This is a genomic window from Cupriavidus sp. USMAA2-4, assembly GCF_001854305.1.
GTDB classification, from domain to species: Bacteria; Pseudomonadota; Gammaproteobacteria; order Burkholderiales; family Burkholderiaceae; genus Cupriavidus; species Cupriavidus malaysiensis.
The window spans coordinates 3,862,997-3,885,538 of record NZ_CP017748.1 but is presented as its reverse complement, the minus strand read 5'-3'; the positions used below and the strand labels follow the sequence as shown (position 1 = coordinate 3,885,538).

22 protein-coding genes and 2 tRNA genes are annotated in these 22,542 nt (G+C 67.6%); 11 read left to right on the top strand and 13 right to left on the bottom strand.

Annotation, left to right across the window (positions count from 1 at the left end):
- The first annotated feature begins 90 nt into the window (after window positions 1-90).
- The 4 genes from moaA (at window position 91) to BKK79_RS17265 (ending at window position 3,635) form a co-directional block, all read left to right on the top strand.
- Window positions 91-1,215, top strand: a complete 1,125-nt coding sequence (gene moaA / locus BKK79_RS17280; RefSeq protein WP_071014303.1) for a GTP 3',8-cyclase MoaA — start codon at window positions 91-93, stop codon at window positions 1,213-1,215.
- Between the two features lie 36 nt (window positions 1,216-1,251).
- The gene (mobA, locus tag BKK79_RS17275; protein WP_071016497.1) at window positions 1,252-1,860 is read left to right on the top strand and encodes a molybdenum cofactor guanylyltransferase MobA; all 609 of its coding nucleotides are present in this window, start codon (window positions 1,252-1,254) and stop codon (window positions 1,858-1,860) included.
- Between the two features lie 32 nt (window positions 1,861-1,892).
- Window positions 1,893-3,191, top strand: coding sequence for a molybdopterin molybdotransferase MoeA (gene moeA, locus BKK79_RS17270; protein WP_071038127.1), 1,299 nt, complete (start codon window positions 1,893-1,895; stop codon window positions 3,189-3,191).
- Window positions 3,192-3,368: 177 nt separating this feature from the next.
- Entirely contained in the window at window positions 3,369-3,635 is a 267-nt protein-coding gene (locus BKK79_RS17265) for a hypothetical protein (RefSeq protein WP_071014308.1), read from the top strand.
- A 79-nt stretch (window positions 3,636-3,714) separates the two neighbouring features.
- Here BKK79_RS17265 and rmuC read toward each other — a convergent pair whose 3' ends face one another.
- The 6 genes from rmuC to BKK79_RS17235 form a co-directional block, all read right to left on the bottom strand.
- The gene (gene rmuC / locus BKK79_RS17260; RefSeq protein ID WP_071038126.1) at window positions 3,715-5,205 is read right to left on the bottom strand and encodes a DNA recombination protein RmuC; all 1,491 of its coding nucleotides are present in this window, start codon (window positions 5,203-5,205) and stop codon (window positions 3,715-3,717) included.
- 104 nt (window positions 5,206-5,309) lie between these two features.
- Window positions 5,310-6,305 (bottom strand): 2-hydroxyacid dehydrogenase, encoded by a 996-nt coding sequence (locus BKK79_RS17255; protein WP_071038125.1) that lies wholly within the window; start codon window positions 6,303-6,305, stop codon window positions 5,310-5,312.
- A gap of 12 nt (window positions 6,306-6,317) precedes the next feature.
- Complete coding sequence (locus BKK79_RS17250; protein WP_071038124.1) at window positions 6,318-7,751, bottom strand: sodium:proton antiporter; 1,434 nt, start codon at window positions 7,749-7,751, stop codon at window positions 6,318-6,320.
- Between the two features lie 147 nt (window positions 7,752-7,898).
- Window positions 7,899-8,585, bottom strand: coding sequence for a LutC/YkgG family protein (locus BKK79_RS17245; protein ID WP_071038123.1), 687 nt, complete (start codon window positions 8,583-8,585; stop codon window positions 7,899-7,901).
- A gap of 53 nt (window positions 8,586-8,638) precedes the next feature.
- Entirely contained in the window at window positions 8,639-9,820 is a 1,182-nt protein-coding gene (pncB, locus tag BKK79_RS17240; protein ID WP_071014320.1) for a nicotinate phosphoribosyltransferase, read from the bottom strand.
- A gap of 88 nt (window positions 9,821-9,908) precedes the next feature.
- Complete coding sequence (locus BKK79_RS17235) at window positions 9,909-10,526, bottom strand: hypothetical protein (RefSeq protein WP_231907930.1); 618 nt, start codon at window positions 10,524-10,526, stop codon at window positions 9,909-9,911.
- A 263-nt stretch (window positions 10,527-10,789) separates the two neighbouring features.
- On the opposite strand from BKK79_RS17235, the gene fdxA reads away from it, so the two are divergent.
- The 3 genes from fdxA to BKK79_RS17220 all read left to right on the top strand — a co-directional run bounded on the left by fdxA (window position 10,790) and on the right by BKK79_RS17220 (window position 12,686).
- On the top strand, window positions 10,790-11,113 hold the full coding sequence (fdxA, locus tag BKK79_RS17230; protein ID WP_071014323.1) for a ferredoxin FdxA: 324 nt from the start codon (window positions 10,790-10,792) through the stop codon (window positions 11,111-11,113).
- Window positions 11,114-11,264: 151 nt separating this feature from the next.
- A complete protein-coding gene (locus BKK79_RS17225; RefSeq protein WP_071014325.1) occupies window positions 11,265-12,374 on the top strand; it encodes an NAD(P)/FAD-dependent oxidoreductase in 1,110 nt (369 codons plus the stop codon).
- A gap of 236 nt (window positions 12,375-12,610) precedes the next feature.
- Window positions 12,611-12,686, top strand: a tRNA-Asn gene (locus BKK79_RS17220).
- 271 nt (window positions 12,687-12,957) lie between these two features.
- Here BKK79_RS17220 and BKK79_RS17215 read toward each other — a convergent pair.
- Window positions 12,958-13,033: transfer RNA gene (locus BKK79_RS17215), tRNA-Met, on the bottom strand.
- 415 nt (window positions 13,034-13,448) lie between these two features.
- Here BKK79_RS17215 and rpsU point away from each other — a divergent pair.
- The gene (gene rpsU / locus BKK79_RS17210) at window positions 13,449-13,661 is read left to right on the top strand and encodes a 30S ribosomal protein S21 (protein WP_029044331.1); all 213 of its coding nucleotides are present in this window, start codon (window positions 13,449-13,451) and stop codon (window positions 13,659-13,661) included.
- A gap of 64 nt (window positions 13,662-13,725) precedes the next feature.
- Here rpsU and BKK79_RS17205 read toward each other — a convergent pair whose 3' ends face one another.
- Window positions 13,726-14,259, bottom strand: a complete 534-nt coding sequence (locus tag BKK79_RS17205) for a PaaI family thioesterase (protein ID WP_071014328.1) — start codon at window positions 14,257-14,259, stop codon at window positions 13,726-13,728.
- 134 nt (window positions 14,260-14,393) lie between these two features.
- Between BKK79_RS17205 and nodI the strand changes: the two genes are divergently transcribed.
- Genes nodI through BKK79_RS17190 form a run of 3 tightly spaced genes read left to right on the top strand, consistent with a single transcriptional unit; the run spans window position 14,394 to window position 16,482 of the window.
- A complete protein-coding gene (gene nodI / locus BKK79_RS17200) occupies window positions 14,394-15,347 on the top strand; it encodes a nodulation factor ABC transporter ATP-binding protein NodI (RefSeq protein WP_071038122.1) in 954 nt (317 codons plus the stop codon).
- Window positions 15,348-15,349: 2 nt separating this feature from the next.
- Complete coding sequence (locus BKK79_RS17195) at window positions 15,350-16,213, top strand: ABC transporter permease (protein WP_071014334.1); 864 nt, start codon at window positions 15,350-15,352, stop codon at window positions 16,211-16,213.
- Window positions 16,210-16,482 (top strand): hypothetical protein, encoded by a 273-nt coding sequence (locus BKK79_RS17190; protein ID WP_232346226.1) that lies wholly within the window; start codon window positions 16,210-16,212, stop codon window positions 16,480-16,482. The genes BKK79_RS17195 and BKK79_RS17190 overlap by 4 nt, the downstream gene beginning before the upstream one ends.
- 25 nt (window positions 16,483-16,507) lie before the next feature.
- On the opposite strand, the gene BKK79_RS17185 is transcribed toward BKK79_RS17190, so the two are convergent.
- From BKK79_RS17185 to folC, 5 genes are all read right to left on the bottom strand, one after another.
- Window positions 16,508-17,713: an O-succinylhomoserine sulfhydrylase gene (locus BKK79_RS17185; protein WP_071014337.1), complete on the bottom strand. Its 1,206-nt coding sequence runs from the start codon at window positions 17,711-17,713 to the stop codon at window positions 16,508-16,510.
- Window positions 17,714-18,081: 368 nt separating this feature from the next.
- Entirely contained in the window at window positions 18,082-19,608 is a 1,527-nt protein-coding gene (gene purF / locus BKK79_RS17180) for an amidophosphoribosyltransferase (RefSeq protein WP_071038121.1), read from the bottom strand.
- A gap of 125 nt (window positions 19,609-19,733) precedes the next feature.
- Window positions 19,734-20,231, bottom strand: a complete 498-nt coding sequence (locus tag BKK79_RS17175; RefSeq protein ID WP_071014342.1) for a CvpA family protein — start codon at window positions 20,229-20,231, stop codon at window positions 19,734-19,736.
- 25 nt (window positions 20,232-20,256) lie between these two features.
- Window positions 20,257-21,018 (bottom strand): SPOR domain-containing protein, encoded by a 762-nt coding sequence (locus tag BKK79_RS17170; protein WP_071038120.1) that lies wholly within the window; start codon window positions 21,016-21,018, stop codon window positions 20,257-20,259.
- A 59-nt stretch (window positions 21,019-21,077) separates the two neighbouring features.
- Window positions 21,078-22,388: a bifunctional tetrahydrofolate synthase/dihydrofolate synthase gene (gene folC / locus BKK79_RS17165; RefSeq protein ID WP_071014347.1), complete on the bottom strand. Its 1,311-nt coding sequence runs from the start codon at window positions 22,386-22,388 to the stop codon at window positions 21,078-21,080.
- Between the last annotated feature and the right edge of the window lie 154 nt (window positions 22,389-22,542).

The following is a 22,542-nucleotide window of genomic DNA, read 5'->3' as shown; positions in this document are numbered from 1 at the left end:
GCGCTCGGCTAGAATGACGGCATCAAGTCATCGCGGCGGGAACCGGGGCACACCGCCCGGGCCCCGAGCCGCGAGCCCCGCCCCCAGGCCATGACCGAGACCGTCATCCCCATCCTCGACCTGCGCGAGCATCGCTATCGCTCGATGGCCTCCGGCATCCCGGCCGAACTGGTCCCGCCGACCGGCCTGCTTTCCGACCGGCGCGGGCGCCCGCTGCACGATCTGCGCATCTCGGTCACGGACCGCTGCAACTTCCGCTGTGTCTACTGCATGCCGAAGGACGTCTTCGACAAGGACTACACCTTCCTGCCGCATGCCGAGCTGCTGAGCTTCGAGGAAATCACCCGGGCGGCCCGGCTCTTTGTTGCACACGGCGTGGAAAAGATCCGGCTCACCGGCGGCGAGCCGCTGCTGCGCAAGAACATCGAAAAGCTGGTGGAAATGCTGGCGCGTCTCGAAACCGTCTCGGGCAAGCCGCTCGACCTGACACTGACCACCAATGCCTCGCTGCTGGCGCGCAAGGCACGGGCCCTGCGCGATGCCGGCCTGACACGCGTCAGCGTCAGCCTCGACGCCATCGACGACACCACCTTCCGGCGCATGAACGACGTGGATTTCGCCGTGCGCGACGTGCTGGCCGGCATCGAGGCGGCGCAGGCTGCCGGCCTGGCACCGCTCAAGGTCAATATGGTGGTCAAGCGTGGCGTCAACGATAGCGAGATCGTGCCGATGGCGGCACATTTCCGCGGCTCCGGCGTGATCGTACGGTTCATCGAATTCATGGACGTCGGCGCCAGCAACCATTGGTGCATGGACGAGGTGCTGCCTTCCGCGGAAGTGGTGCGCCGCATCGACGCAGCCTTCCCGCTCGAAGCGATCGGGGCCAACTACCTGGGCGAAACGGCCGAGCGCTGGCGCTACCGCGACGGTGCGGGCGAGATCGGCGTGATCTCCAGTGTCTCCCACGCTTTCTGCGGTGATTGCAGCCGCATCCGGCTGTCGACCGAGGGACGGCTCTACCTCTGCCTGTTCGCCACCGAAGGCCATGACCTGCGCGAGTTGCTCCGCAGCGGCCGCAGCGACCTGGAGATCGCCAACGCGATCGCGGCGCTATGGCAGCAGCGCACGGACAACTACTCCGAGCAGCGGAGCGATCCGGCAATCCGCGCAGCCCGCGCGGAACGCAAGATCGAAATGTCCTATATCGGCGGCTGACCCCGCCCGCCACCGCCCCACCATCGCACACGCATGATGATCCATCCCGACCACGTCACCGGCCTGATCCTCGCCGGCGGCCGTGGCAGCCGCATGGGGGGCGTCGACAAGGGGCTGCAACTGCTGGACGGCATCCCGCTGGTCTGCCATGTGCAGGCGCGGCTGACTCCCCAGACCGGGGCGATGCTGATCAATGCCAACCGCAACCTGGAGCGATACCAGGACTTCGGCCTGGTCGTCGTGCCGGATTCGCTGCCCGGTTTCGCCGGGCCGCTCGCCGGCATGGCAGCCGGGCTGGAACAGTGCCGCACCGCCTGGATGGTCACGGCGCCATGCGATACACCACGGCTGCCGACCGACCTGGTAGCACGGCTCGCCCATGGCCTGGCCTCGACCGGCGCGGAACTGGCGATGGCCGTGACACGCGATGCGCAAGGCAGGCGCCAGCCGCAACCCGTGTTCTGCCTGCTGCCGGTGGCGGCGCGCGACAGCCTGCTGGCCTACCTGTCCGGTGGCGGGCGCAAGGTCGAGACCTGGGCCGCGTCACACCGGCTGACCGAGGTCGTGTTCGACGACCCGCTCGCCTTCGCTAATCTCAACACCCTGGAAGAGTTGCAGGCCTTCGGCCGCTGCGCCGCGGACTGATCGCTCGTCGCACCTGCCCAATCCGAAACCCGATGCCGTCTTTGCCCCCCCTCCCCTCCTGCCAATCCGACCACGACGCCGCCGCGCTGCGCGTCGACCAGGCGCAACGCCTGCTCGCCGAAGCGGCCCGGCCAGTGGGAGGTGTCGAACGGGTCGCGTTGCGCGACGCGCTGGACCGCGTGCTGGCCGAGGACGTGATCTCGCCGCTCGACGTGCCGGCCCACGACAATGCCGCCATGGACGGCTATGCCTTCGCGGGCGACGCGCTGGACCGGCCGGAGGGGGCCTCGGACGGCTTCGTCACCCTGCCGGTGGCCGGCACGGCGCTGGCTGGCGGCAGCCGCGGCGACGCACCGCTGGCACCCGGCCAGGCTCTGCGCATCATGACCGGCGCCCTGATGCCGGCGGGATGCGATACGGTGATCCCGCAGGAACTCGTCGAAGACGCTGCCGACGGCCACATCCGCTTCTCCGCCAGCGCCGTGGTCCGCGGAGCCAACCGCCGCCTGCGCGGCGAAGACCTGGCCCGTGGCCGGGCGGCGCTGGCGGCCGGCCGCCTGCTCCGCCCGGTCGATCTTGGCCTGCTGGCCTCGCTGGGCGTGGCCGAGGTCGCGGTTCGGCGCCGCCTGCGCGTCGCCTTCTTTTCGACCGGCGATGAACTGCGCTCCATCGGCGAGCCGCTGGAGCCCGGCTGCGTCTACGACTCCAACCGCTACACCCTGCACGGCATGCTGCGCCGGCTGCATGTGGACCTGATCGACCTGGGGGTGGTGCGCGATGATCCCGAGGCCCTGGAGGCCACCCTGCGCAGCGCCTGCGAGATCGCCGATGCGGTGATCACTTCGGGCGGCGTCTCGGTCGGCGAAGCCGACTATACGAAGCAGACCATGGCACGCCTGGGCGACGTGCAGTTCTGGTCCATCGCCATGCGTCCCGGCCGGCCGATGGCCTTCGGCCGCATCGCCTCCGGCGCGCACGAGGCCCTGTTGTTCGGCTTGCCGGGCAATCCCGTCGCGGTGATGGTGACCTTCTACCAGATGGTGCGCGGCGCGCTGCTGCGCATGATGGGCACCGATGCGCCGACGCCGCCGCGCCTGCGCGTGCGCTGCGCCCAGGCGATGCGCAAGAAACCCGGCCGCACCGAGTTCCAGCGCGGCGTGCTGGCGCCGGCCGCCGATGGCGGACTGGAAGTCAGGGCCACAGGCCAGCAGGGCTCCGGCGTGCTGCGTTCGATGAGCGAGGCCAATTGTTTCATCGTGCTGGCCCATGAACAGGGGGCCGTGGCCGCCGGCGATACGGTCGAGGTAGTGCTGTTCGACGGCCTGGTATGAGGCCGGCAACCGGCGCTTCCTGCCTCGCCCCGGGGCGCAGTGTCGTTTTTGCGCACCAGTCTGGCCGCACGCGCGGTCGCTTTGGCCGGATATGCCCCCCCTCCGGGAGCCGGGCTATGCGCGCCGCTGCCCAAAACGCTACACTTGCGCAACCTCACTCGTTTACAGCCTGTTGTCATGAATCAGGAGATTGCCTACCTCCACCCGGTCAAGACCGCCCGCGCGCTGGTACTGGTATACCTGTGCTTCTCGGTGCCCATCGTCTCGCTCGGCCTGTTCGTTGCCTTCGTCCGCTACGGCGATCTGCCGGGCATCACCGTGTTCACGGCCCTGATTCTCAACGCGCTGATCGGCTTCGGCCTGCTGTGGCTGGCCTGCAAGGCCTATAACTGGGTGGCGGCACGCTTCGGCGGCATCGAAGTCACCATCCGCGAGTGCCGCTGAGCGGCTGCCCTTGACAGCCTGGCGCCACCGCCGGGCGTCCTTTCGCCGCTTTCACTCTTTCCTGGCGCCGCCCGCGCGCTCAATCGCTCTCGTCGGACGCCAGCGCGGCCGCCGGGCCAAGCAGCCGCTGCGCGGCCTCGCCCGGCAATGCCTCGACCTTGCGCAGCTTGCGCTCCATCTGCCGTGTCCGCACCTCGGCCTGCTCGATATTGCGGGCGGCACGTTCCAGCGTGTCCCGCGTCTTGGCCAGAACCTCGCCGAACTTGCCGAATTCCGTCTTGACCGCACCCAGCACCTCCCATACCTCGCTGGAGCGGCGCTCCAGCGCCAGGGTGCGGAAGCCCATCTGCAGGCTGTTGAGCAGCGCCGTGAGCGTGGTCGGCCCGGCCACCGTGACGCGATAGTCGCGCTGTAGCAGGTCGGCCAGCCCCGGCCGGCGCAGCGCCTCGGCATACAGCCCTTCGGTGGGCAGGAACAGGATGGCGAAATCGGTCGTCTGCGGAGGCGAGAGGTACTTCTCGGCGATGGATTGCGCCTCGCGCTTGAGCGCCGACTCCAGTTCCCGACCCGCAGCCGCCACGCCATCGGCATCACTGCGCTCCTGTGCGTCGAGCAGGCGCTCGTACTGCTCCTTGGGGAACTTGGCATCGATCGGCAGCCAGACCGGTTGTCCGTCCGCATCCTTGCCGGGCAGGCGGATGGCGAACTCCACGCGCGCGCCCGAGTTGCGCACGGTCTCGACGTTCTTGCCGTACTGCTCGGCAGTCAGCAACTGCTCGAGCAGCATCTCGAGCTGCACCTCGCCCCAGGTACCGCGCGTCTTCACATTGGTCAGCACGCGCTTCAGGTCGCCGACCCCCTGGGCCAGCACCTGCATCTCGCCCAGGCCGCGATGCACCTGCTCGAGCCGGTCCGACACCAGCTTGAACGACTCGCCCAGGCGCTGCTCCAGCGTGGCATGCAGCTTCTCGTCGACCGTGCGCCGCATCTCTTCCAGCTTGAGCGCATTGTTGGCTTCGATATCGCGCAGTTTCTGCTCCAGCGTCGCTCGCACCTCGGCCAGCCGGCGCTCGTTGGACTCCGACAGTTGCCCCAGCTGCTGCTGCAAGCCGTCGCCGAAACGGCGCAGCGCAGCGCCCTGCTCCTCGCGCGCCTGCTGCCCCTGCAGCAGCAGGTGCTGCCGCACCTGGTCGAGTTGCTGCGCATTGGATTCGGTCAGCTTGGCGAGCTGTTGCGCGAAGGTATCGATCTGGTTGTTCTGCAGCGTGGCGATGCTGGTGAGCTGCGCCGACAGCGCCTGCTGGAAGCGCATCATCTGCTGTCCGGCTTCGCCACGCCCGGCCCGGCCGTTCTCGGCCACCTCCGCGCGCAACTCACGCTCCAGCCGTTCGCTGGCGCGCGCATGCTCGGCACGCAGCGAGGCGAGTTCGCGCTGCAGCGCGTCAGCGGCCGCATCCACTGCAGCCTCGACCTCCGCGCCGCCGCCCGCACGCCCGCGCAGCAGCAACACGATCTGCAGGATCACGGCCGCCACCGCGGCGGCCAGGGTACCAAGGGAAATCAGGCTCATCGGCTCACATCAGGAAAGGCCGCAACACGTCGCAACACGTCGCAATACGTCGCAATACGTCGCAATACGTCGCGCACGGCCGCAGGAATCCGCCCGCGCCGCGTTCAGCGGCGGCGTGGCAAGACCTCAGGATTGATCACCGAAGGCGGGCGGCCAGCGTCCGGGCCGGCATCGAGCGCCGCGATCAGGTTGTCCGCCGCCAGCATCGCCATGGCGCGGCGCGTCCGCTCCGAAGCGCTGGCGATATGGGGCGTCAGCACGACGTTGGGGACCTCCAGCAGGCCGGGATGCACGGCAGGCTCGCCCTCGAACACATCGAGCCCTGCGGCGAACAGGCGGTGCTCGCGCAGCGCCTCGGCCAGCGCGGCATCATCGACGACGCCGCCGCGCGCGAGGTTGACCAGCGTCGCGCTGGGTTTCATGCGTGCCAGTTCGGCGGCACCGATGGCGTGATGGCTTGCCGCGCTGTAGGGCAGCACCAGCAGCAGGTGGTCAGCACGCGCCAGCAATTCGTCCTTGCCGACGTAGCTCGCGTTGACGCTCTGCTCCACCTCCTGCGGCAGGCGGCTGCGGTTGTGGTAGAGCACGGTCATGCCGAAGCCGGCGGCGCGGCGGGCCAGGGCCTGGCCGATGCGGCCCATGCCCAGGATGCCCAGCGTGCTGCCGTACAGGTCCACGCCGAGGAACATATCGTAGCTCCAGCGCTGCCACTTGCCCGCGCGCAGCCAGTGCTCGGACTCGGTCACGCGGCGCGCCGCCGCCATCAGCAGGGCCCAGCCGAAGTCGGCCGTGGTCTCGGTCAGCACATCGGGCGTATTGGTGGCGACGATGCCGGCCGCGGTCAGCGCCGGCACGTCGAGATTGTTGTAGCCCACCGCCATATTGCACACCGCGCGCAGCGCCGGTAGGTCGCGCACCAGTTCCTGGTCGATGCGGTCGGCGGCATTGGCCAGCACGCCGGCCTTGCCCGCCAGGCGCGCCCTCAGCGCGGCCGCGTCGAGCTGCACGTCAGCCTGGTTGTGATCGACCTCGAAGTATTGCGCCAGCCGCTCCAGCACATCGGCAAAGATGGCGCGGGTCACGAGAATGGAAGGCTTCATCGCAGTCACCAGTCACACGTGGAAGAAGATCAGGGTCATCACCAGGAACAGCGGCACCAGGAAGCACACCGACCAGGCCATGAAACCGAAGAAGCCCGGCATGCGCACGCCGCGGCTTTCGGCGATGGCCTTGACCATCAGGTTCGGGGCATTGCCGATATAGGTGTTGGCACCCATGAAGACAGCGCCGGCGGAGATCGCCGCCAGCGTCGACGCATCGCGCGTCATCAGCGTGGCGGCGTCGCCGCCGGCGGTGTTGAAAAAGACCAGGTAGGTCGGTGCGTTGTCGAGGAAGGACGACAGCACGCCGGTGGCCCAGAAGTACATGCTGTCGATCGGCTGGCCGCCGGCATCGCTGACCGCGTGGAGGACGGCGGCGAACGGTCCCTGCGTGCCTGCCTTCAGCATGGCGATGACCGGGATGATGGTGAGGAAGATGCCGGCGAACAGCTTGCCGACCTCGAGGATCGGCTCCCAGCCGAACTCGTTGCCCGCGCGCGCCGCATGCGGCGTCAGCAGCAGCGAAGCGAGCGCCACCGCCACCAGCAGCACGTCGCGCACCAGCGCAGGCAGGGCCACCTCGGTGCCCATCACGTCGAAAGCGATGCCCGGCTTCCACAGCCCGCTCATCAGCACCAGTCCGATGATCGCCAGCAGCAGCAGGAGGTTGACCTTGCCCTCCAGCACGATGCCGCGCGTGGCGGGCGTGGGATCGGCCGCGGCGGGGAGGTTCTCCTCCTTGTGCAGGTAGTAGTGGCGGTCGATCAGGTAGAAGATGGCCAGCAGCGCCCCCCACATGAACAGCGTCTCGGGCAGGATATTGCGCAAGGTCCAGAAGAAGTCCACGCCCTTGAGGAAGCCCAGGAACAGTGGCGGATCGCCCAGCGGCGTCAGCGCACCGCCGGCATTGGCAACCAGGAAGATGAAGAAGACCACCACGTGCGCCACATGCTTGCGGTTGTCGTTGGCGCGCAGCAGCGGACGGATCAGCAACATCGCCGCACCGGTGGTGCCCATCAGGCTGGCCAGCAGGGTACCCAGCGCGAGGATGCCGGTGTTCAGCCGCGGCGAGCCCTGCAGGTTGCCGCGCACGCAGATGCCGCCCGCGACGATATAGAGCGCCCCCACCAGCGCGATGAAGGGAATGTACTCGGCCAGCAGCGCATGCAGCGCGTTGGCCAGCGCGGCATGCAGGCCGAATACGGCGGCAAAGGGCACGATGAAGACCAGTCCCCAACCTGCCGCCACCTTGCCGAAGTGGTGGTGCCAGAAGCGTGGCGCCAGCAGCGGCACCAGCGCGATCGACAGCAGGATGCCGGCGAACGGCACGCCCCACAGCGGCGACAGCACGGCACCGTCGAGATCCGCTGCCCTTGCCGGCAAGGCAAGGCAACTCAGCACAACAACGGGCAACAGCAATCGCAGTGACGGGGACACACGTCGCATCAGGCGCAATCTCCTTGGCATATCGGGGGGCGGGCGTGGCGTGTCGCCGGGAAGCGGCACGCCGGCATGCGCGCACGGCGCCGGGAGCCTGCCCGGCACGCGGCACGCGGCGAGCCCAGCAGTTTAAAGCAAGCGGCGCGCCGCGACTCAGCCCTGGCCGACCACGATCACATGGACCCGATAGGGACCATGCGCACCCAGCACGATGGTCTGCTCGATGTCGCCGGTGCGGGACGGGCCGCTGATGATATTGGTGGCGCGCGGCAGTTCGCCGCGCTCGCGGCGCACCAGCGCGAAGGCATCCTCCAGCCCGGCGACGATGCGGGCCGCGGGCACGACCGCGATATGGGTCTCCGGCAGCAGTGCCGCCGAGGCATAGGTCTGCGGCCCCGACAGCAGCATCAGCGAGCCTGTCTCGGCGATGGCGCAGAAGCAGCCGGTGATGCCGACCAGGTCGCCGTGCTCGCGGTCGGCCTGTGGATCGCGCAGCGGCGGACGGCACTCGACCTCCAGACCGTGCTGTTGCCAGGGCAGACCCGCCAGCGTTTCCCAGGCGACCGCGCGACGCGCCAGGCCAAGCCCCTCCAGGTACCCGGCGACGGCCGCCGGCACATCGCTGTCGGCGGCCACCCGCACCACCGTCGAGGCCATCTTGCGAGCCTGCGTGGCAAAGGCCTCGGCCAGGTCGGAGGGCACCGGTGGACGCGGGCCCTGTGGATGGCGGCCGAGGTAGTCCGCCACCGCCTCGCGCTCGTGACTGCCGACCGTGGACGGCCGGCCCTGGGCGGCGCGGATGCGGGCGAAGATGCGGTCGCGGGCGTTGCGGGTATCCATGTCTGTTCCGTGAGCGGTAGCGGAAACGGCCGGCGGCGATCGGCCAGCGACGATTATACGGGCCGGGAATCGATGCCGAAGACCTGGCGCAGGTAGGCCAGGTAGGCCGGATCGTCGCACATGGTCTTCTCCGGCGCATCCGACAGCTTGGCCACTGGCTGCCCGTTGCAGCGGACCATCTTGATGACGATCTGCAGCGGTGTATAGCCCAGGTCGTTGGTCAGGTTGGTACCGACGCCGAAGGCCAGGCGGCAGCGCCCGCGGAAGCGCTCGAAGAGTTCGATCACGCGCGGGATGTCGAGGCTGTCGCTGAAGATCAGCGTGCGGCTGCGCGCGTCGACACGGTTGGCGGCATAGTGGGCGAGCATGCGCTCGCCCCAGGCGACCGGGTCGCCCGAGTCGTGCCGCACGCCGTCGAAGAGCTTGCAGAAGTACAGGTCGAAATCACGCAGGAAGGCGTCGAAGCCGTAGGTATCCGACAGCGCGATACCCAGGTCGCCACGGTACTCCTTGGCCCAGGTCTCGAGCGCGAACACCTGGGAATCACGCAGGCGCGGGCCGAGCGACTGGCAGGCCTGCAGGTACTCGTGCGCCATCGTGCCCAGCGGGATCATCTTGTGCTGGCGGGCAAAGTGCACATTGCTGGTACCGGCCATCTGATGTCCGAGCGTGCCCTGCATGGTCAGCAGCACCTCCTCCTGCCAGTCGCGCGAGAAGCGGCGCCGGCTGCCGTAGTCGGCGATCACGCAGTCCGCATGGGCCGGCACCGTCAGCAACGCCAGCTTGGCCTCCAGCCGGCGCCGCCCCTCCTCCAGGTCGGCAGCCGGCTGCGTGCGACGGAAGTAGACCTCGTTGATGATGGCCAGCAGCGGCACCTCGAACAGGATGGTGTGCAACCACGGCCCGCGGATGGTGATGTCGATCTCGCCGCCGCCCTTGGCCGAGGGGGCGATGTGCACATACTTCTCGTTCAGGTGGAAGAGCCCGAGGAAATCGACGAAGTCGCTCTTGATGAAGCGCAGACCGCGCAGGTATTCGAGCTCCTCTTCCGTGAACCGGAGCTGGCACAGCTGCGCCACCTCGGCGCGGATCTCGTCGACGTAGGGGGTGAGATCGACGCCGGCGTTGCGGCACTTGAAGCGATACTCGACGTGGGCAGCGGGAAAATGGTGCAGCACCACCTGCATCATCGTGAACTTGTACAGGTCGGTGTCGAGCAGCGAGGAAATGATCATGTCGGGCGGACAGCAATGCCTAGGCGGAGCATCATGCTAACCGAACTGCCCACGCCGCGCCCAGCGCCAGAACCGCCCCGCCAGCCACTCAGCCGCCGTCGGAATAGGGATCGGGCTGCCGCGTACGGCCCATTCCCTGCACGCACCAGAGCTTGCGCCCATGCACGCCCGGGCAGGTCGACAGCATGGCTTGCGCGCGCGGCACATTGTCGGGCAGAGGATCGGCGAAGGCACCCAGTTCGGTCATGATGCGCTCGCGATAGACCGGCTGGCCGTCGCGCAGGAACAGCAGCACCTGGATACGCTGGCCGCGTGGCGGATCGAGTGCGGGGTCGCACGGCACCAGGCCGGCCCGGCCGCAGTTCATCATGCCGTCTCCGGCCGGCATCCGCTTCACGGTGAAATGATCCCACTCGAAGCTGGTCAGGTCGCCCAACGCCACGGGCTGCGCATTTTGCGCGCCACGGGCGACCAGCCTGGCGACCACGCTACCGGCATCGGCCGTACCGTTGAGCGACTGCGCGCACGTGCCCGCGGCCAGCGCCAGCAGGGCGAGGCCGGCCGCGGCACGGGCGCGCAGCCCGGATGCGTGCCGGTCCGACCGGCACGCGGTGCGCCGCGGGGACGGGGAAGTCAAAGGAAGAATGGCCGGCACGGACTGCACCTCCTGTGGCAAAAAGGCGGCCCCGCAAGCCAGCGCGGCCATCTCACAGCATAGAACGCCTGCGTCACATCGGCGGAAAAGATCGCGCGGAAGGGAGCACCAGGCTGAGCTGGATCAAATATACATAAAGAAATAAGAAAACTATCTGATCCCGGTATATAGCACCACTGCCCTCGCCTTCCGGCTCGGCTACAATATCGGTCTTTGAAAGATCATGGCCCGCGCTCGCGCTGCACTTTCTGCGGCGGCGCCGGTGACAAGCGGCCAGCCCCCAATCCAAGCCGATCCGATTTTCTGGAACCGAAATGACTCACGTTGTCACCGAAGCCTGCATCCGTTGCAAATACACTGATTGCGTCGACGTATGCCCGGTCGACTGCTTCCGCGAAGGCCCGAACTTCCTCGCCATCGACCCGGACGAGTGTATCGATTGCGCGGTGTGCGTAGCCGAGTGCCCGGTGAACGCGATCTATGCCGAAGAAGATGTGCCCGGCGACCAGCAGGAATACATCGCGCTGAACGTCGAGCTGGCACGCGGCTGGCCTTCCATTACCAAGACCAAGTCTCCCCTGCCGGAGGCCGAAGAATGGAAGGACGCCACCGGCAAGCTGCAGTACCTGCAGCGCTGAACCGCGCCGAGCATACCAAGACAAGACAAGGCCCGCGGACACCGGCCCTGCCGCGCCACGGCGCGAGGGCTGCCGACGTGCCGGCAAGCCGTCCCCACGTGCATTCCCGCCACGGCGGGCGCAGCGCGCCCGCAGAACGTACAGGACGATCATGGATTTGAGCATTCCCAACCCCATCGCCGACGCTTCTCAGCACGCCAGCATCGCCATCCCGAGCAGCGGAAAGCCGCTGGATATCGATGCGCTGATCGTGGGCGCCGGGCCGGTGGGCCTGTTTCAGGTCTTCGAACTGGGCCTGCTCGAGATCAAGGCCCACGTGGTCGACTCGCTCAAGGTCGTCGGCGGCCAGTGCGTCGAGCTCTATCCGGACAAGCCGATCTATGACATTCCGGCCGTGCCGATCTGCACCGGCCAGGAACTGACGGACAACCTGCTCAGGCAGATCGAGCCGTTCGCGCCCACCTTCCATCTGGGCCAGGAAGTCGCGGTGGTCGAGCGGCGTGATGACGGCCGCTTCTTCGTCGAAACCTCGACGGGCACGCGCTTCCTCACCAAGACCCTGTTCATCGCGGCGGGGGTCGGTTCGTTCCAGCCGCGCACGCTGAAGGTCGAGGGCATCGACCGCTTCGACGGCAAGCAACTCTTCTATCGCGTCAAGGATCCGAGCCGCTTCCATGGCCGCAACCTGGTCATCGTCGGCGGCGGTGACTCGGCGCTCGACTGGGCGCTGGATCTGGCCGGCAAGGCCGAGTCGATCGTGCTGGTCCATCGCCGCGACGGCTTCCGCGCCGCGCCCGCTTCGGTGGCCAGGATGAAGGAGCTCTGCGAGCGCCTCGAAATGCAGTTCATGGTCGGACAGATCGGCGGCTTCGAGGAAAAGGACGGCCTGCTGACGGAACTGCGCGTGGCGGGCGCCGACGGCATCACGCGCCGCTTGCCGCTGGACGACCTGCTGGTCTTCTTCGGCCTGTCGCCCAAGCTGGGCCCGATCGCCGAATGGGGCCTGGACCTGGAGCGCAAGCAGATCAAGGTCGACACGGAGAAATTCGAGACGAATATCCCGGGCATCTTTGCCGTGGGCGACATCAACACCTACCCGGGCAAGAAGAAGCTGATCCTGTCGGGCTTCCACGAGGCAGCCCTGGCCGCCTTCGGTGCTGCGCCCTACGTCTTCCCCGAGAAGAAGATCCACATGCAGTACACCACCACGTCACCGAAACTGCACAAGATCCTGGGCGTGGACACACCGGTGTTCGACTGAGCCGGGCGCGCTGCAAAAAAGAAGGACTCCGGACAGTTTTTCCTGGCATAAGAGGAGGAGAGCCGCTATAATGCGGCCTCGCTCTTGAGCGGACAGCTGCAGACTGGTCCGATGGACCAGCAAGCCGCACCGCGATTGGCAAACCAGAGATTCGGCAAAGCTGGCGACATCGATAAAATGTCAAAAAACTATTGACGAATCAGAGAGAAACTGGTTATAATTTTTTTCTCAGCTGTTCCCCGATAGCTCAGTCGGTAGAGCGCCGGACTGTTAATCCGTAGGTCCCTGGTTCGAGCCCAGGTCGGGGAGCCAAAGAATGCGAAGGCCCGCAAGCAATTGCGGGCCTTTTTGCATTGGTCGTCGCCACTGGCGACGATCGGCAAGGCCAACCGATACCAAAGCCCCCTCCCTACGGCACAAAAATTGCGAAGCACAGACGAACACAACGACGAGCCAGTCGAACGCAGCGCCGAGCCGAAGGAGAAAAACAGTGAGAACGACGGAGAAAAGCGAGGGAGAGGTAGTGCAAGGACCCCGGCAGCATGCACCGAGGAAAAGCTTTGGCTGGAACCGGCCAGGAGACTGGTTGCGGGGGCAGGACTTGAACCTGCGACCTTCGGGTTATGAGCCCGACGAGCTGCCAACTGCTCCACCCCGCGTCAGAAGTGCGAATAATACAGCACTCACCCCATTCGCGCCAGCCCTTCCTGCCAGACCACTTTCTTGACAAGCGCTTGAAAATCGCGTAAAAGGTAGAGTTTATCCGTTCGCGCGCGTATACGCGTATACGTCGTGCACCGCATCGCGCAGGCCAATGGGTCCATGAGAACCCCGGGAGGCCGACGCAAGCGCTGCAGCGCGGGCCAGCACCGGTTGCCGGGTATCCCGGCGCCGTGTTGCAGGCAAGGATCGGGCCTTCTGCCGCTGCCGCGCCGCCTTCCGCCACGAAGGACGGAAGGCGGTAGCGACAAGCCGTCCGACGGTGTCGTCGGACGTGCCGGGGCTGATCCCCGGGCGCGCGACGCCCCTCCCGTTTGAACCACGCCGCCTTGCGGCATCCCCGAAAGGACTGAATTGACTAAGATCGTCTTGAAACCAGGTGAGCCCGTTGAAGTCGCGATGCGACGCTTCCGCAGGGCAATTCTTCAGACCGGCCTGATCGTCGAACTCAAGAGCCGGACCGCCTACGAAAAGCCGACGACTGAGCGCAAGCGCAAGAAGAAGGCTGCCGAGTCGCGCCTGCGCAAGCGCCTGCGTATGCAGATGCTGCCGAAGAAGCTCTACTGAGCCTCGCGGCATGCCAAAAAACCGCCAGCCCAGCTGGCGGTTTTTTTTCGCGGTACCACGCCCGTCAGGCGTCCGGCAGCGGGAACAGGAGGCAGGTCGTGGTGGCGTAAGCGTACAGTTTGCCTCGCACGTCGACGATACGCCCCTCGGCAATGCCGATCTGGTTGGTCAAACTGACCACCTTGCCCTCCGCGCGGATCGGCCCGGTCTCGGCGGTCAGCGGCCGCACGTAGTTCACCTTCAATTCCAGCGTGGTATAGCCCTTGCCGGCCGGCAGTTGCGTGTGGATGGCGCAGCCGACACAGGAATCGAGCAACGTCGCGGCATAACCGCCGTGCACGGTACCGATCGGGTTGTAGTGGCGGGCGCCGGGCGTGCCCTGGAAGACGAAGCGCCCCACTTCGAACTCGACTGGCACGAAATCCATCAGCTCCCCGATCGGCGGGCCCGGCAACCTGCCTGCCAGCATGTCCTCGAAGAACTGCAGTCCCGAGCGCGCGCGCAGATCCTGGCGCGACGCCACGCCGGGGCTGCCGATGCCAGCCCTCGCCCGCCGCTCGGCCTCGTGCCACTGCGCCAATACGGATTCCGTATTCATCCTTGCTGCCTCCCTCTTGCTCTTGCGGTCATCGATTGCGCAGCACCGCCACGGTGCCGCTCCAGCGAACGATAACCGTTCGGCGCCATTCTTGCTGCAGCGCGCCACGATGCGGCACGCCGAGGACCGGCATAATGGCTGGTATCGCGCCGCCGGCGCCCCCAAGCCGCCCAGCCTTGACCGCCATCCTCCAACTGCAGAAGGTAAGCAAGCACTACGGCGATACGCTCGTGGTGGACGACCTCGACCTCGAAGTCCAGCGTGGCCAGTGCTTCGGGCTGCTCGGCCCCAACGGTGCAGGCAAGACCACCACGCTGCGCCTGCTGCTCGGCCTGACCACACCCGCTGCCGGCAGCATCACGCTATGTGGCGAGCCGGTGCCGGCGCGAGCACCGCAGGCACGGATGCGCGTCGGCGTGGTACCGCAGTTCGACAATCTCGACCCCGACTTCAGCGTGATCGAGAACCTGCGCATCTTCGGCCGCTATTTCGGCTTGCCCGGCGCCGAGATCGAACGCCGCATCCCGGCCCTGCTGGAGTTCGCGCGGCTGGAGAACCGCGCCGACGCCCAGGTGCGGGACCTCTCCGGCGGCATGCGCCGCCGCCTGACGGTGGCGCGCGCCCTGATCAACGATCCCGACCTGCTGGTGCTCGACGAGCCCACCACCGGCCTGGACCCGCAGGCGCGCCACCTGATCTGGGAGCGCCTGAAGTCGCTGATGGCGGCGGGCAAGACCATCCTGCTGACCACGCACTTCATGGAGGAGGCGGAGCGTCTGTGCAGCTACCTGTGCGTGATCGACGGCGGACGCAAGATCGCCGAGGGCCGGCCGCACGAACTGATCAATGCGCAGATCGGCTGCGACGTGGTCGAGGTCTACGGCGATGAGCTGGAGCCATTGCGGGCAAGGCTGGCGCCGCTCGCCCAGCGGGCGGAGATCAGCGGTGAGACGCTGTTCTGCTATGTGCGCGAGCCGGCCCCCCTGCTGGCGGCGCTGCACGGCAACGGCGGCGTGCGCTACCTGCACCGGCCGGCCAACCTGGAAGACGTATTCCTGAAACTGACGGGCCGGGAGATGAGGGATTGAGCATGGCCGAACAGGACCCCCGTACACCGCTGCCGCCCGTCGCGCCGACGCGCGCTGCCCCGCCCGCCTCCGTGCCGGCGCAACGCTATCCGCAACCGCTGTGGCCGCGCAACCTGCGCAACTGGACCATGGTCTGGTACCGCAACTTCATGGTGTGGAAGAAACTCGCCGTGCCGTCGATGATCGGCAACCTCGCCGACCCGATGATCTACCTGTTCGGCCTCGGACTCGGGCTGGGCATGCTGGTGGGGCACGTAAGCGGCGTTTCTTATATCGCCTTCCTCGCGGCCGGCACCACCGCCTCGAGCGTGATGATGTCGGCAAGCTTCGAGGCCATGTACTCAGCCTTCTCGCGCATGCACGTGCAGCGCACCTGGGAAGCCATCATGCACGCACCGTTGACGCTGGGCGACGTGGTCCTCGGCGAGATCGCCTGGGCGGCCAGCAAGGCGGTGCTGTCCGGCACGGCCATCATGCTGGTGGCGGGCGTCCTCGGCTATGCGCACTGGAGCGGCATGCTGCCCGCACTGGCGGTGATCGCCCTGGCCGGCCTGGCGTTCGCCGGCCTGGCGACGATCGTCACCGCGCTGGCGCCCAGCTATGACTTCTTCATGTTCTACCAGACCCTGGCCATGACGCCGATGCTGCTGCTGTCGGGCGTTTTCTTCCCGCTCGAGCAGTTGCCCAGCGCCGTGCAGGCGGCGGCCAAGGCCTTGCCGCTGGCGCACGCGGTGGCGCTGATCCGCCCGCTGCTGCTCGGCTGGCCGCTGCAAGGCGCCTGGCTGCATGTGGCGGTGCTGGCAGCCTACGCGCTGGCCGCCCTGCTGGTCTCGCTGATGCTGCTGCGCCGGCGCCTGCTGCGATGAAGGCGGCAGCAGCCACCCGGCCGCCGCGCGCGGCGCGCACCATGCTGGCGACCGCGTCCGCCATCCTTGCCGTCCTCGCCGTAGCGGGCATGTGCGGCTGCAGCGTGGTGGGCGCCACCGTCGCCGTAGGCAGCGCCGCGGTCTCGGCCGCGGCTACCGCCGGCTCGGCGGCGGTCAGCGTCGCCTCGACCGCGGTCAGCACCACCTATGACGTCGGCAAGGCCGGCGTCCAGGCCGTTTCGGGCAGCGGTAGCGACGCGCCCCGTTGAGCTGTGCGACTGCAGCCCGCCTGGCTTAGTCGCCGAGCCCGCGCAGCAGATCGGCCTTCAGGTCGGCCACGGACTCCAGGCCTACCGCCATGCGGATCAGGCCCTCGCCGATGCCGGCTGCCGCCTTGGCCTCCGGGCTCACGCGCGCATGCGTGGTGGTGTAGGGATGGGTCACCGTGGTGCGCGTATCGCCCAGGTTACCCGTGATCGAGCACAGCCGTGTGCTGTCGATCACGCGCCAGGCATTGGCGCGCTGCTGCTCCGGCGTATCGCCCTTCAGCTCGAAGGACACGATGGCGCCGCCGCCGCTCTGCTGGCGCTGGGCGATCTCATACTGCGGATGGGACTTCAGCGCCGGATGGTAGACGCGCGCCACGGCCGGATGGGATTCGAGGAATTCGGCCAGGGCCAGTGCGCTGGCGGAGTGCCGCTCCATGCGCAGCCCCAGCGTCTCCATGCCCTTGAGCAGTACCCAGGCGTTGAACGCCGACAGCGTCGGACCGGCCGTGCGCACGAAGGGGAATACCTTGCCCATGATGAAGTCGTGCTTGCCCAGCACGGCACCACCCAGCACGCGGCCCTGGCCGTCGATATGCTTGGTGGCCGAATGCACGACGATGTCGGCGCCGAAGCGGATCGGCTGCTGCAGCGCCGGCGAACAGAAGCAGTTGTCGACCACCAGGAGCGCGCCGGCGTTGTGGGCGATGTCGGCCACCGCAGCGATGTCCGCTACCTCGGTCAGCGGATTCGACGGCGTCTCGAGGAAAAACAGCTTGGTGCTGGGGCGCACCGCCGCCCGCCAGGCGGCGAGGTCGGTCGGATCGACGAAGGTGGTCTCGACGCCGAACTTGGCGAAGATATTCGAGAACAGCGTCATGGTCGAACCGAAGATCGCGCGCGAGCTGACCAGATGATCGCCAGCCTGCAGCGAAGACAGCACCACCGACAGGATCGCACTCATCCCCGATGCCGTGGCCATGCAGGCCTCGGCGCCCTCCAGCGCGGCCAGGCGTGACTGGAACATGCTGACGGTGGGATTGGTGAAGCGCGAGTAGGTGAAGCCCTCCTCGGAATTGGCGAAGCGCTCGGCGGCCTCGGCGGCGCTGTGGAAGCAGAAGCTGGAGGTCAGGTACATGGCCTCCGAATGCTCCATGAACTCGCTGCGCAGGGTGCCGGCGCGCACGCCAAGCGTATCGATGCCGAGGGAGTCGAGGGGGAGCGGTTCGTTCATGGTCTATGCGGCGCGGCGCGCGTTCCGTGGTTCGTTCGTGGTTCGGGCCGCCGCAGGCCGGCGGCCATGCAAAAAAGCCCGTTCGATCGGGTGGCCGAATCGACGGGCTGCATGAGGTGCGGGTGTTCTGGATGAGTGCCGGGCCTGGCGCCGCGGCGGGATGCCGGCGGGTGTCGTGCCTGCTCTGCACAACCGCCCTGCGGCGCTCCGCTTTAGCTGTTTCGGGCCTGGGCACGGAGAGCGCGGCTCCCCGACCGATTCCCCCGCCTGCCGGCAGGGCCCGCGTCCGCAAGCTGACAATCAAATCGACGCCCGGCCATGTTACGGCCGGGCCCGGTGTTCGTCAACGCGTGCGGGGCCGCCCGCGCTTACTCGTTGCCGCCGGAACGCTGCAGGTGCAGTTGCGAGCGCTCGGTTTCCCCGGTGCCCTCACGGTCGGCCTGGCTGCGCGCCGTTTCCAGCCGCGTCAGGTAGGCTTCGTCGATGTCGCCGGTGATGTAGCGCCCATCGAAGCAGGAGGCATCGAAGTCCTTCAGCGCCGGATTGATGTCGCGCACGGCCTGCTTCATCGCTTCCACGTCCTGGTAGACCAGCTGGTCGGCGCCGATGATGCGCGCGATCTCTTCGTGGGTGCGGTTGTGCGCCACCAGCTCGCCGCGGGTGGGCATGTCGATGCCGTACACGTTGGGGAACTTCACCGGCGGCGCGGCCGAGGCGAAGATCACCTTGTTGGCGCCGGCGTCGCGGGCCATCTGCACGATCTCGAACGAAGTGGTGCCGCGCACGATGGAATCGTCGACGATCAGCACGTTCTTGCCCTTGAACTCCACGCCCATCGCGTTGAGCTTCTGGCGCACCGACTTCTTGCGCACTGCCTGGCCGGGCATGATGAAGGTGCGGCCGACGTAGCGGTTCTTGAAGAAGCCTTCGCGATAGCCGACGCCCAGCTTGTTGGCCACCTGCATTGCGGCCGGACGGCTCGAGTCGGGGATCGGCATCACCACGTCGATGTCGCCGGCCGACACCTCGCGGCGGATCTTCTCGGCCAGGTAGTCACCCATGCGCAGGCGGGCATCATAGACGGGCACGCCATCGATGCACGAATCCGGGCGCGCCAGGTAGACGTACTCGAAGATGCAGGAGTTCAGCAGCGGATTGTCGGCGCACTGCTTGCTGTGAAGCTTGCCGTCGAGGTCGATGAAGATCGCCTCGCCAGGCGCCACGTCGCGCTCCAGGCGGTAGCCGATGCCTTCCAGCGCCACCGACTCGGATGCCACCATCCATTCCTTGCCGCTCGGCGTATCGACGCTGCCCAGGCACAGCGGACGGATGCCGAAGGGGTCGCGCACGGCCAGCATGCCGTAGCCGGCGATCTGCGCGGCGATGGCATAGGAGCCGCGCACGCGCCGGTGCATGCCGGCCACCGCGGTGAAGATGGTGTCCGGAGCCAGCGAGGTGCCATTGCTGGCGCGCTGCAGCTCGTCGGCCAGCACGTTGAGCAGCACCTCGGTATCCGAATGCGTGTTGATATGGCGGCGGTCGCGGCGGAACATCTCCTCGCGCAACTGCTGCCAGTTGGTCAGGTTGCCGTTGTGCGCCAGGATGATGCCGTACGGCGCGTTGACGTAGAACGGCTGCGCCTCCTCCTCGCTGGAGGCCGAGCCGGCCGTCGGGTAGCGTACCTGGCCGATGCCGGCCAGGCCGGGCAGGCTGCGCATATTGCGCGTACGGAACACATCGCGCACCAGGCCGTTGGCCTTGTGCATGTGGAACGTACTGCCGTTGGCCGTGGCAATGCCTGCGGCATCCTGTCCGCGATGCTGCAGCAGCAACAGGCTGTCGTAAATCAATTGGTTGACGGGCGTGGAGGACACCACACCGACGATACCGCACATGCCAGACTCCCAGGGAAGGCGTTTTCAATCAGAGGCGCGGGCCCGCCCCATGGCGGCGCCAGCGAATAAACCGTTGCGAGGCCGGCGCGTCCCGGAGCGGCATCCCGCCCCGCGTCGCGCTGCGCTCATGTCTTCACGTACTTGGCGATCTCCGGCGGCAACCAGGGCCGCAGCGAATCCATGGCCTCCACCACATAGGGCCGCGACACGGCGTCGCGCCAGAAAGCCTCTTCCGGCAGCTTGGTCAGGCCTGCCAGGGTCACCACGAACATCACCACCAGCGCGCCGCGCAGCAGGCCGAACACCAGCCCCAGGCCGCGGTCGGCCGGCTTCAGCCCGGTTCGCTCCATCAACTGGCCCAGCAGCGTCGCCGCCAGCGCGGCCGCGATCACCGTGCCGATGAACAGCACCACGAAACCGAGCGCCTCGCGCGCCAGCGCACCGCCCGGCACCGACTCCGGCACCCACTGCGCGGCGGTGGGCGCATAGTGATAGGCCACCCAGAACGCAACCACCCAGCCGATCAGGGCCAGCACCTCGCGCACCAGGCCACGCAGCACGCCGACCAGCCCGGAAGCGATCAGGATGAAGGCGACGCCGTAATCGAAAAAAGTCGGTTGCATGGTGACGGGCCCGGAAGGCCGTGCTTCACTGTTCGACGACCTTGCCTTGCAGGCCGGCCGCTGTCACCTTGCGTGCCGCCGCGTCCGCTGCATCGCGGTCGGAGAACGGCCCGGCACGCAGCAACACGCGCTCGCCGTCGGCAAAGGTCTTCTTCTCCACATAGGCCGGCACCTTGCCGGCCTTCAGCTTGGCCACCCAGTTCCTGGCCTTGTCCTCGGAGGCAAAGGCGCCGATCAGCACCAGGTACTTGCCACTGCCCTGCGCCTTGGCGTCGGCGCTCTTCTGCACGGACGGCTGCGGCTGGTCGGCCGCCTTGGCAGCCGTCCTGTCCACCGTCTTGTCGGCGGCCTTGTCCGGCGTGGTTCCCTGCGGCCTGGCCGATGCATCCGGCACGATTTCCTCGCCCGCGTCGAGCGCCTGCTGCGCATCGGCCTTGGCCGACGGCGGCAGCGGATCCGCCTTGCGCGCCTCGACCCGCGGCTTCTGCTTGCCGCCCTGCCCGTTGGCCACGTTGACGCTGACGTCGTCCGACACGGGCCGCGGCTTGGTCTCGAACACGATGGGCAGCAGGATCACGGCCGCCACCATCAGCACCACCGCGCCGATCAGGCGCCGGCGCGCGCGCTGCTTCTGGGGGAATTCGGGATCCAGCGTGTCGTCCGCGTACTCCTCCGCCAGACGCCGCGACGAGGCGATGCCTGCACCCGGGTCCGGACGTGAGCGGCGCGAACGCTCGGGAGCCGGGTCATTGCCCTTGCGGGCGGTAAACAGCGAAAGCAGGCCCATAGATTGGTTCGGTGCGGCGGCGGGCGCAGCCACGCCGCTGTGTTTGCCGTTCCCTGCCGTCAGTTCGCCTGCGTGGCGCGGTAAGCCATCACGCCGGCGACGGTGTAGAACGATCCGAAGACCAGAATTCTATCATTCTCGGTCGCTCTCTCGATGGCGTCGCGGTAAGCCGCCTCGGGGCTGGAAAAACAGGCCGCTGTGGCGTCCGGGCCGGGCCGGAAACCGCCCGCCTCCAACGCCCCGAGCAGGTCCTGCGCGGAGGCGGCACGCTCGGTCGGCAGGTCGCACAGGCACCAGTGATCGACCTTGTCCGCGACGTGGTGCAGCACGCCGGCGATATCCTTGTCGGCCATCGCGCCGAACACCGCGTAGGTGTAGCGGAAGAAGCCCATATTCTCCAGGTTCTGCCCCAGCGTGGCGGCGGCATGAGGATTGTGCGCCACGTCCAGGATCACCGCCGGGCGGCCCGCCAGCACCTGGAAGCGCCCGGGCAGTTCGACGAAGGCCAGGCCGTTGCGCACGTCCTGGGCACTGACCGGCAGGCGCGGCCGCATCGCCTGCAGGGCCGCCAGCGCGGCCGAGGCGTTGAGCAGCTGGTTGGCACCGCGCAATGCCGGATAGCCAAGGCCGCTCAGCTTGCGCCCGCCACCCTGCCAGTCCCACTGCTGGCGTTCCTGCCCCTTGGCGGCGTGGAAGCCGAAGTCGCGCCCGGCCAGCCACAGTTCGGCGCCGATGGCCTCGGCATGCTCGAGCAGGGACTGGGGCGGTACCGGATCGCCGCAGATGGCCGGCGCGCCAGGACGGAAGATGCCGGCCTTCTCGAAGCCGATCGCCTCGCGGGTGCTGCCAAGGTATTGTGTGTGGTCGATGTCCACGCTGGTGACGATGGCGCAGTCGGCATCGATGATATTGACCGCATCGAGACGGCCGCCGAGCCCCACCTCGAGCACGATGGCGTCCAGCCCCGCCTCGGCGAAGGCGTGGATGATGGCCAGCGTGGTGAACTCGAAATAGGTCAGGCTCACCGGATCGGCGAAGCTGTTGCGCGCACGCTCGACCGCCTCGAAGTGCGGCAGCAATTGCGCGTCGCTGAGCATCTCCCCGCCGATGCGCGCACGCTCATTGAATGAAATCAGGTGGGGCGAGGTATGGCAGCCGACCTTGTAGCCGGCTTCCAGCAGGATGCGCTCCAGCATGGCGCAGGTCGACCCCTTGCCATTGGTGCCGCCCACCGTGAACACCACGGCGTCGATGCGCAGGCCCAGCGCCTCCTTGACGCGGGTGATGCGGGTCAGCCCCATGTCGATGCCGACCGGGTGGGCGGTCTCGAGATGGGCCAGCCATTCGGGAAGGGTGTGGAAGATGGGCATGATGGCAATGCGGCGCCCGTCGGGGCAGGCGCCAGGAGCTAGGGTTCTATCGGAATCGGGCCGGTGCTGCGGCGGGCCCTGGCGCGGGTGCCGCGCCTTGCCTGCGAGGTGGGGGCGGAGAATGGAGCCTTCAACGGCATGCCGGCGGCAGGCC

What these genes read in the sequence shown, in the direction of transcription:
- BKK79_RS17235 (WP_231907930.1), bottom strand. Translation starts at nt 10,526, where the DNA reads ATGGCCGCGCTGGCTTGCGGGGCCGCCTTTTTGCCACAGGAGGTGCAG.
- mobA (WP_071016497.1), top strand. Translation starts at nt 1,252, where the DNA reads ATGATCCATCCCGACCACGTCACCGGCCTGATCCTCGCCGGCGGCCGT.
- nodI (WP_071038122.1), top strand. Translation starts at nt 14,394, where the DNA reads ATGGCTGGTATCGCGCCGCCGGCGCCCCCAAGCCGCCCAGCCTTGACC.
- rmuC (WP_071038126.1), bottom strand. Translation starts at nt 5,205, where the DNA reads ATGAGCCTGATTTCCCTTGGTACCCTGGCCGCCGCGGTGGCGGCCGTG.
- BKK79_RS17255 (WP_071038125.1), bottom strand. Translation starts at nt 6,305, where the DNA reads ATGAAGCCTTCCATTCTCGTGACCCGCGCCATCTTTGCCGATGTGCTG.
- moaA (WP_071014303.1), top strand. Translation starts at nt 91, where the DNA reads ATGACCGAGACCGTCATCCCCATCCTCGACCTGCGCGAGCATCGCTAT.
- BKK79_RS17250 (WP_071038124.1), bottom strand. Translation starts at nt 7,751, where the DNA reads ATGCGACGTGTGTCCCCGTCACTGCGATTGCTGTTGCCCGTTGTTGTG.
- BKK79_RS17190 (WP_232346226.1), top strand. Translation starts at nt 16,210, where the DNA reads ATGAAGGCGGCAGCAGCCACCCGGCCGCCGCGCGCGGCGCGCACCATG.
- BKK79_RS17175 (WP_071014342.1), bottom strand. Translation starts at nt 20,231, where the DNA reads ATGCAACCGACTTTTTTCGATTACGGCGTCGCCTTCATCCTGATCGCT.
- BKK79_RS17170 (WP_071038120.1), bottom strand. Translation starts at nt 21,018, where the DNA reads ATGGGCCTGCTTTCGCTGTTTACCGCCCGCAAGGGCAATGACCCGGCT.
- pncB (WP_071014320.1), bottom strand. Translation starts at nt 9,820, where the DNA reads ATGATCATTTCCTCGCTGCTCGACACCGACCTGTACAAGTTCACGATG.
- BKK79_RS17185 (WP_071014337.1), bottom strand. Translation starts at nt 17,713, where the DNA reads ATGAACGAACCGCTCCCCCTCGACTCCCTCGGCATCGATACGCTTGGC.
- BKK79_RS17265 (WP_071014308.1), top strand. Translation starts at nt 3,369, where the DNA reads ATGAATCAGGAGATTGCCTACCTCCACCCGGTCAAGACCGCCCGCGCG.
- BKK79_RS17195 (WP_071014334.1), top strand. Translation starts at nt 15,350, where the DNA reads ATGGCCGAACAGGACCCCCGTACACCGCTGCCGCCCGTCGCGCCGACG.
- purF (WP_071038121.1), bottom strand. Translation starts at nt 19,608, where the DNA reads ATGTGCGGTATCGTCGGTGTGGTGTCCTCCACGCCCGTCAACCAATTG.
- BKK79_RS17225 (WP_071014325.1), top strand. Translation starts at nt 11,265, where the DNA reads ATGGATTTGAGCATTCCCAACCCCATCGCCGACGCTTCTCAGCACGCC.
- BKK79_RS17205 (WP_071014328.1), bottom strand. Translation starts at nt 14,259, where the DNA reads ATGAATACGGAATCCGTATTGGCGCAGTGGCACGAGGCCGAGCGGCGG.
- BKK79_RS17245 (WP_071038123.1), bottom strand. Translation starts at nt 8,585, where the DNA reads ATGGATACCCGCAACGCCCGCGACCGCATCTTCGCCCGCATCCGCGCC.
- folC (WP_071014347.1), bottom strand. Translation starts at nt 22,388, where the DNA reads ATGCCCATCTTCCACACCCTTCCCGAATGGCTGGCCCATCTCGAGACC.
- moeA (WP_071038127.1), top strand. Translation starts at nt 1,893, where the DNA reads ATGCCGTCTTTGCCCCCCCTCCCCTCCTGCCAATCCGACCACGACGCC.
- fdxA (WP_071014323.1), top strand. Translation starts at nt 10,790, where the DNA reads ATGACTCACGTTGTCACCGAAGCCTGCATCCGTTGCAAATACACTGAT.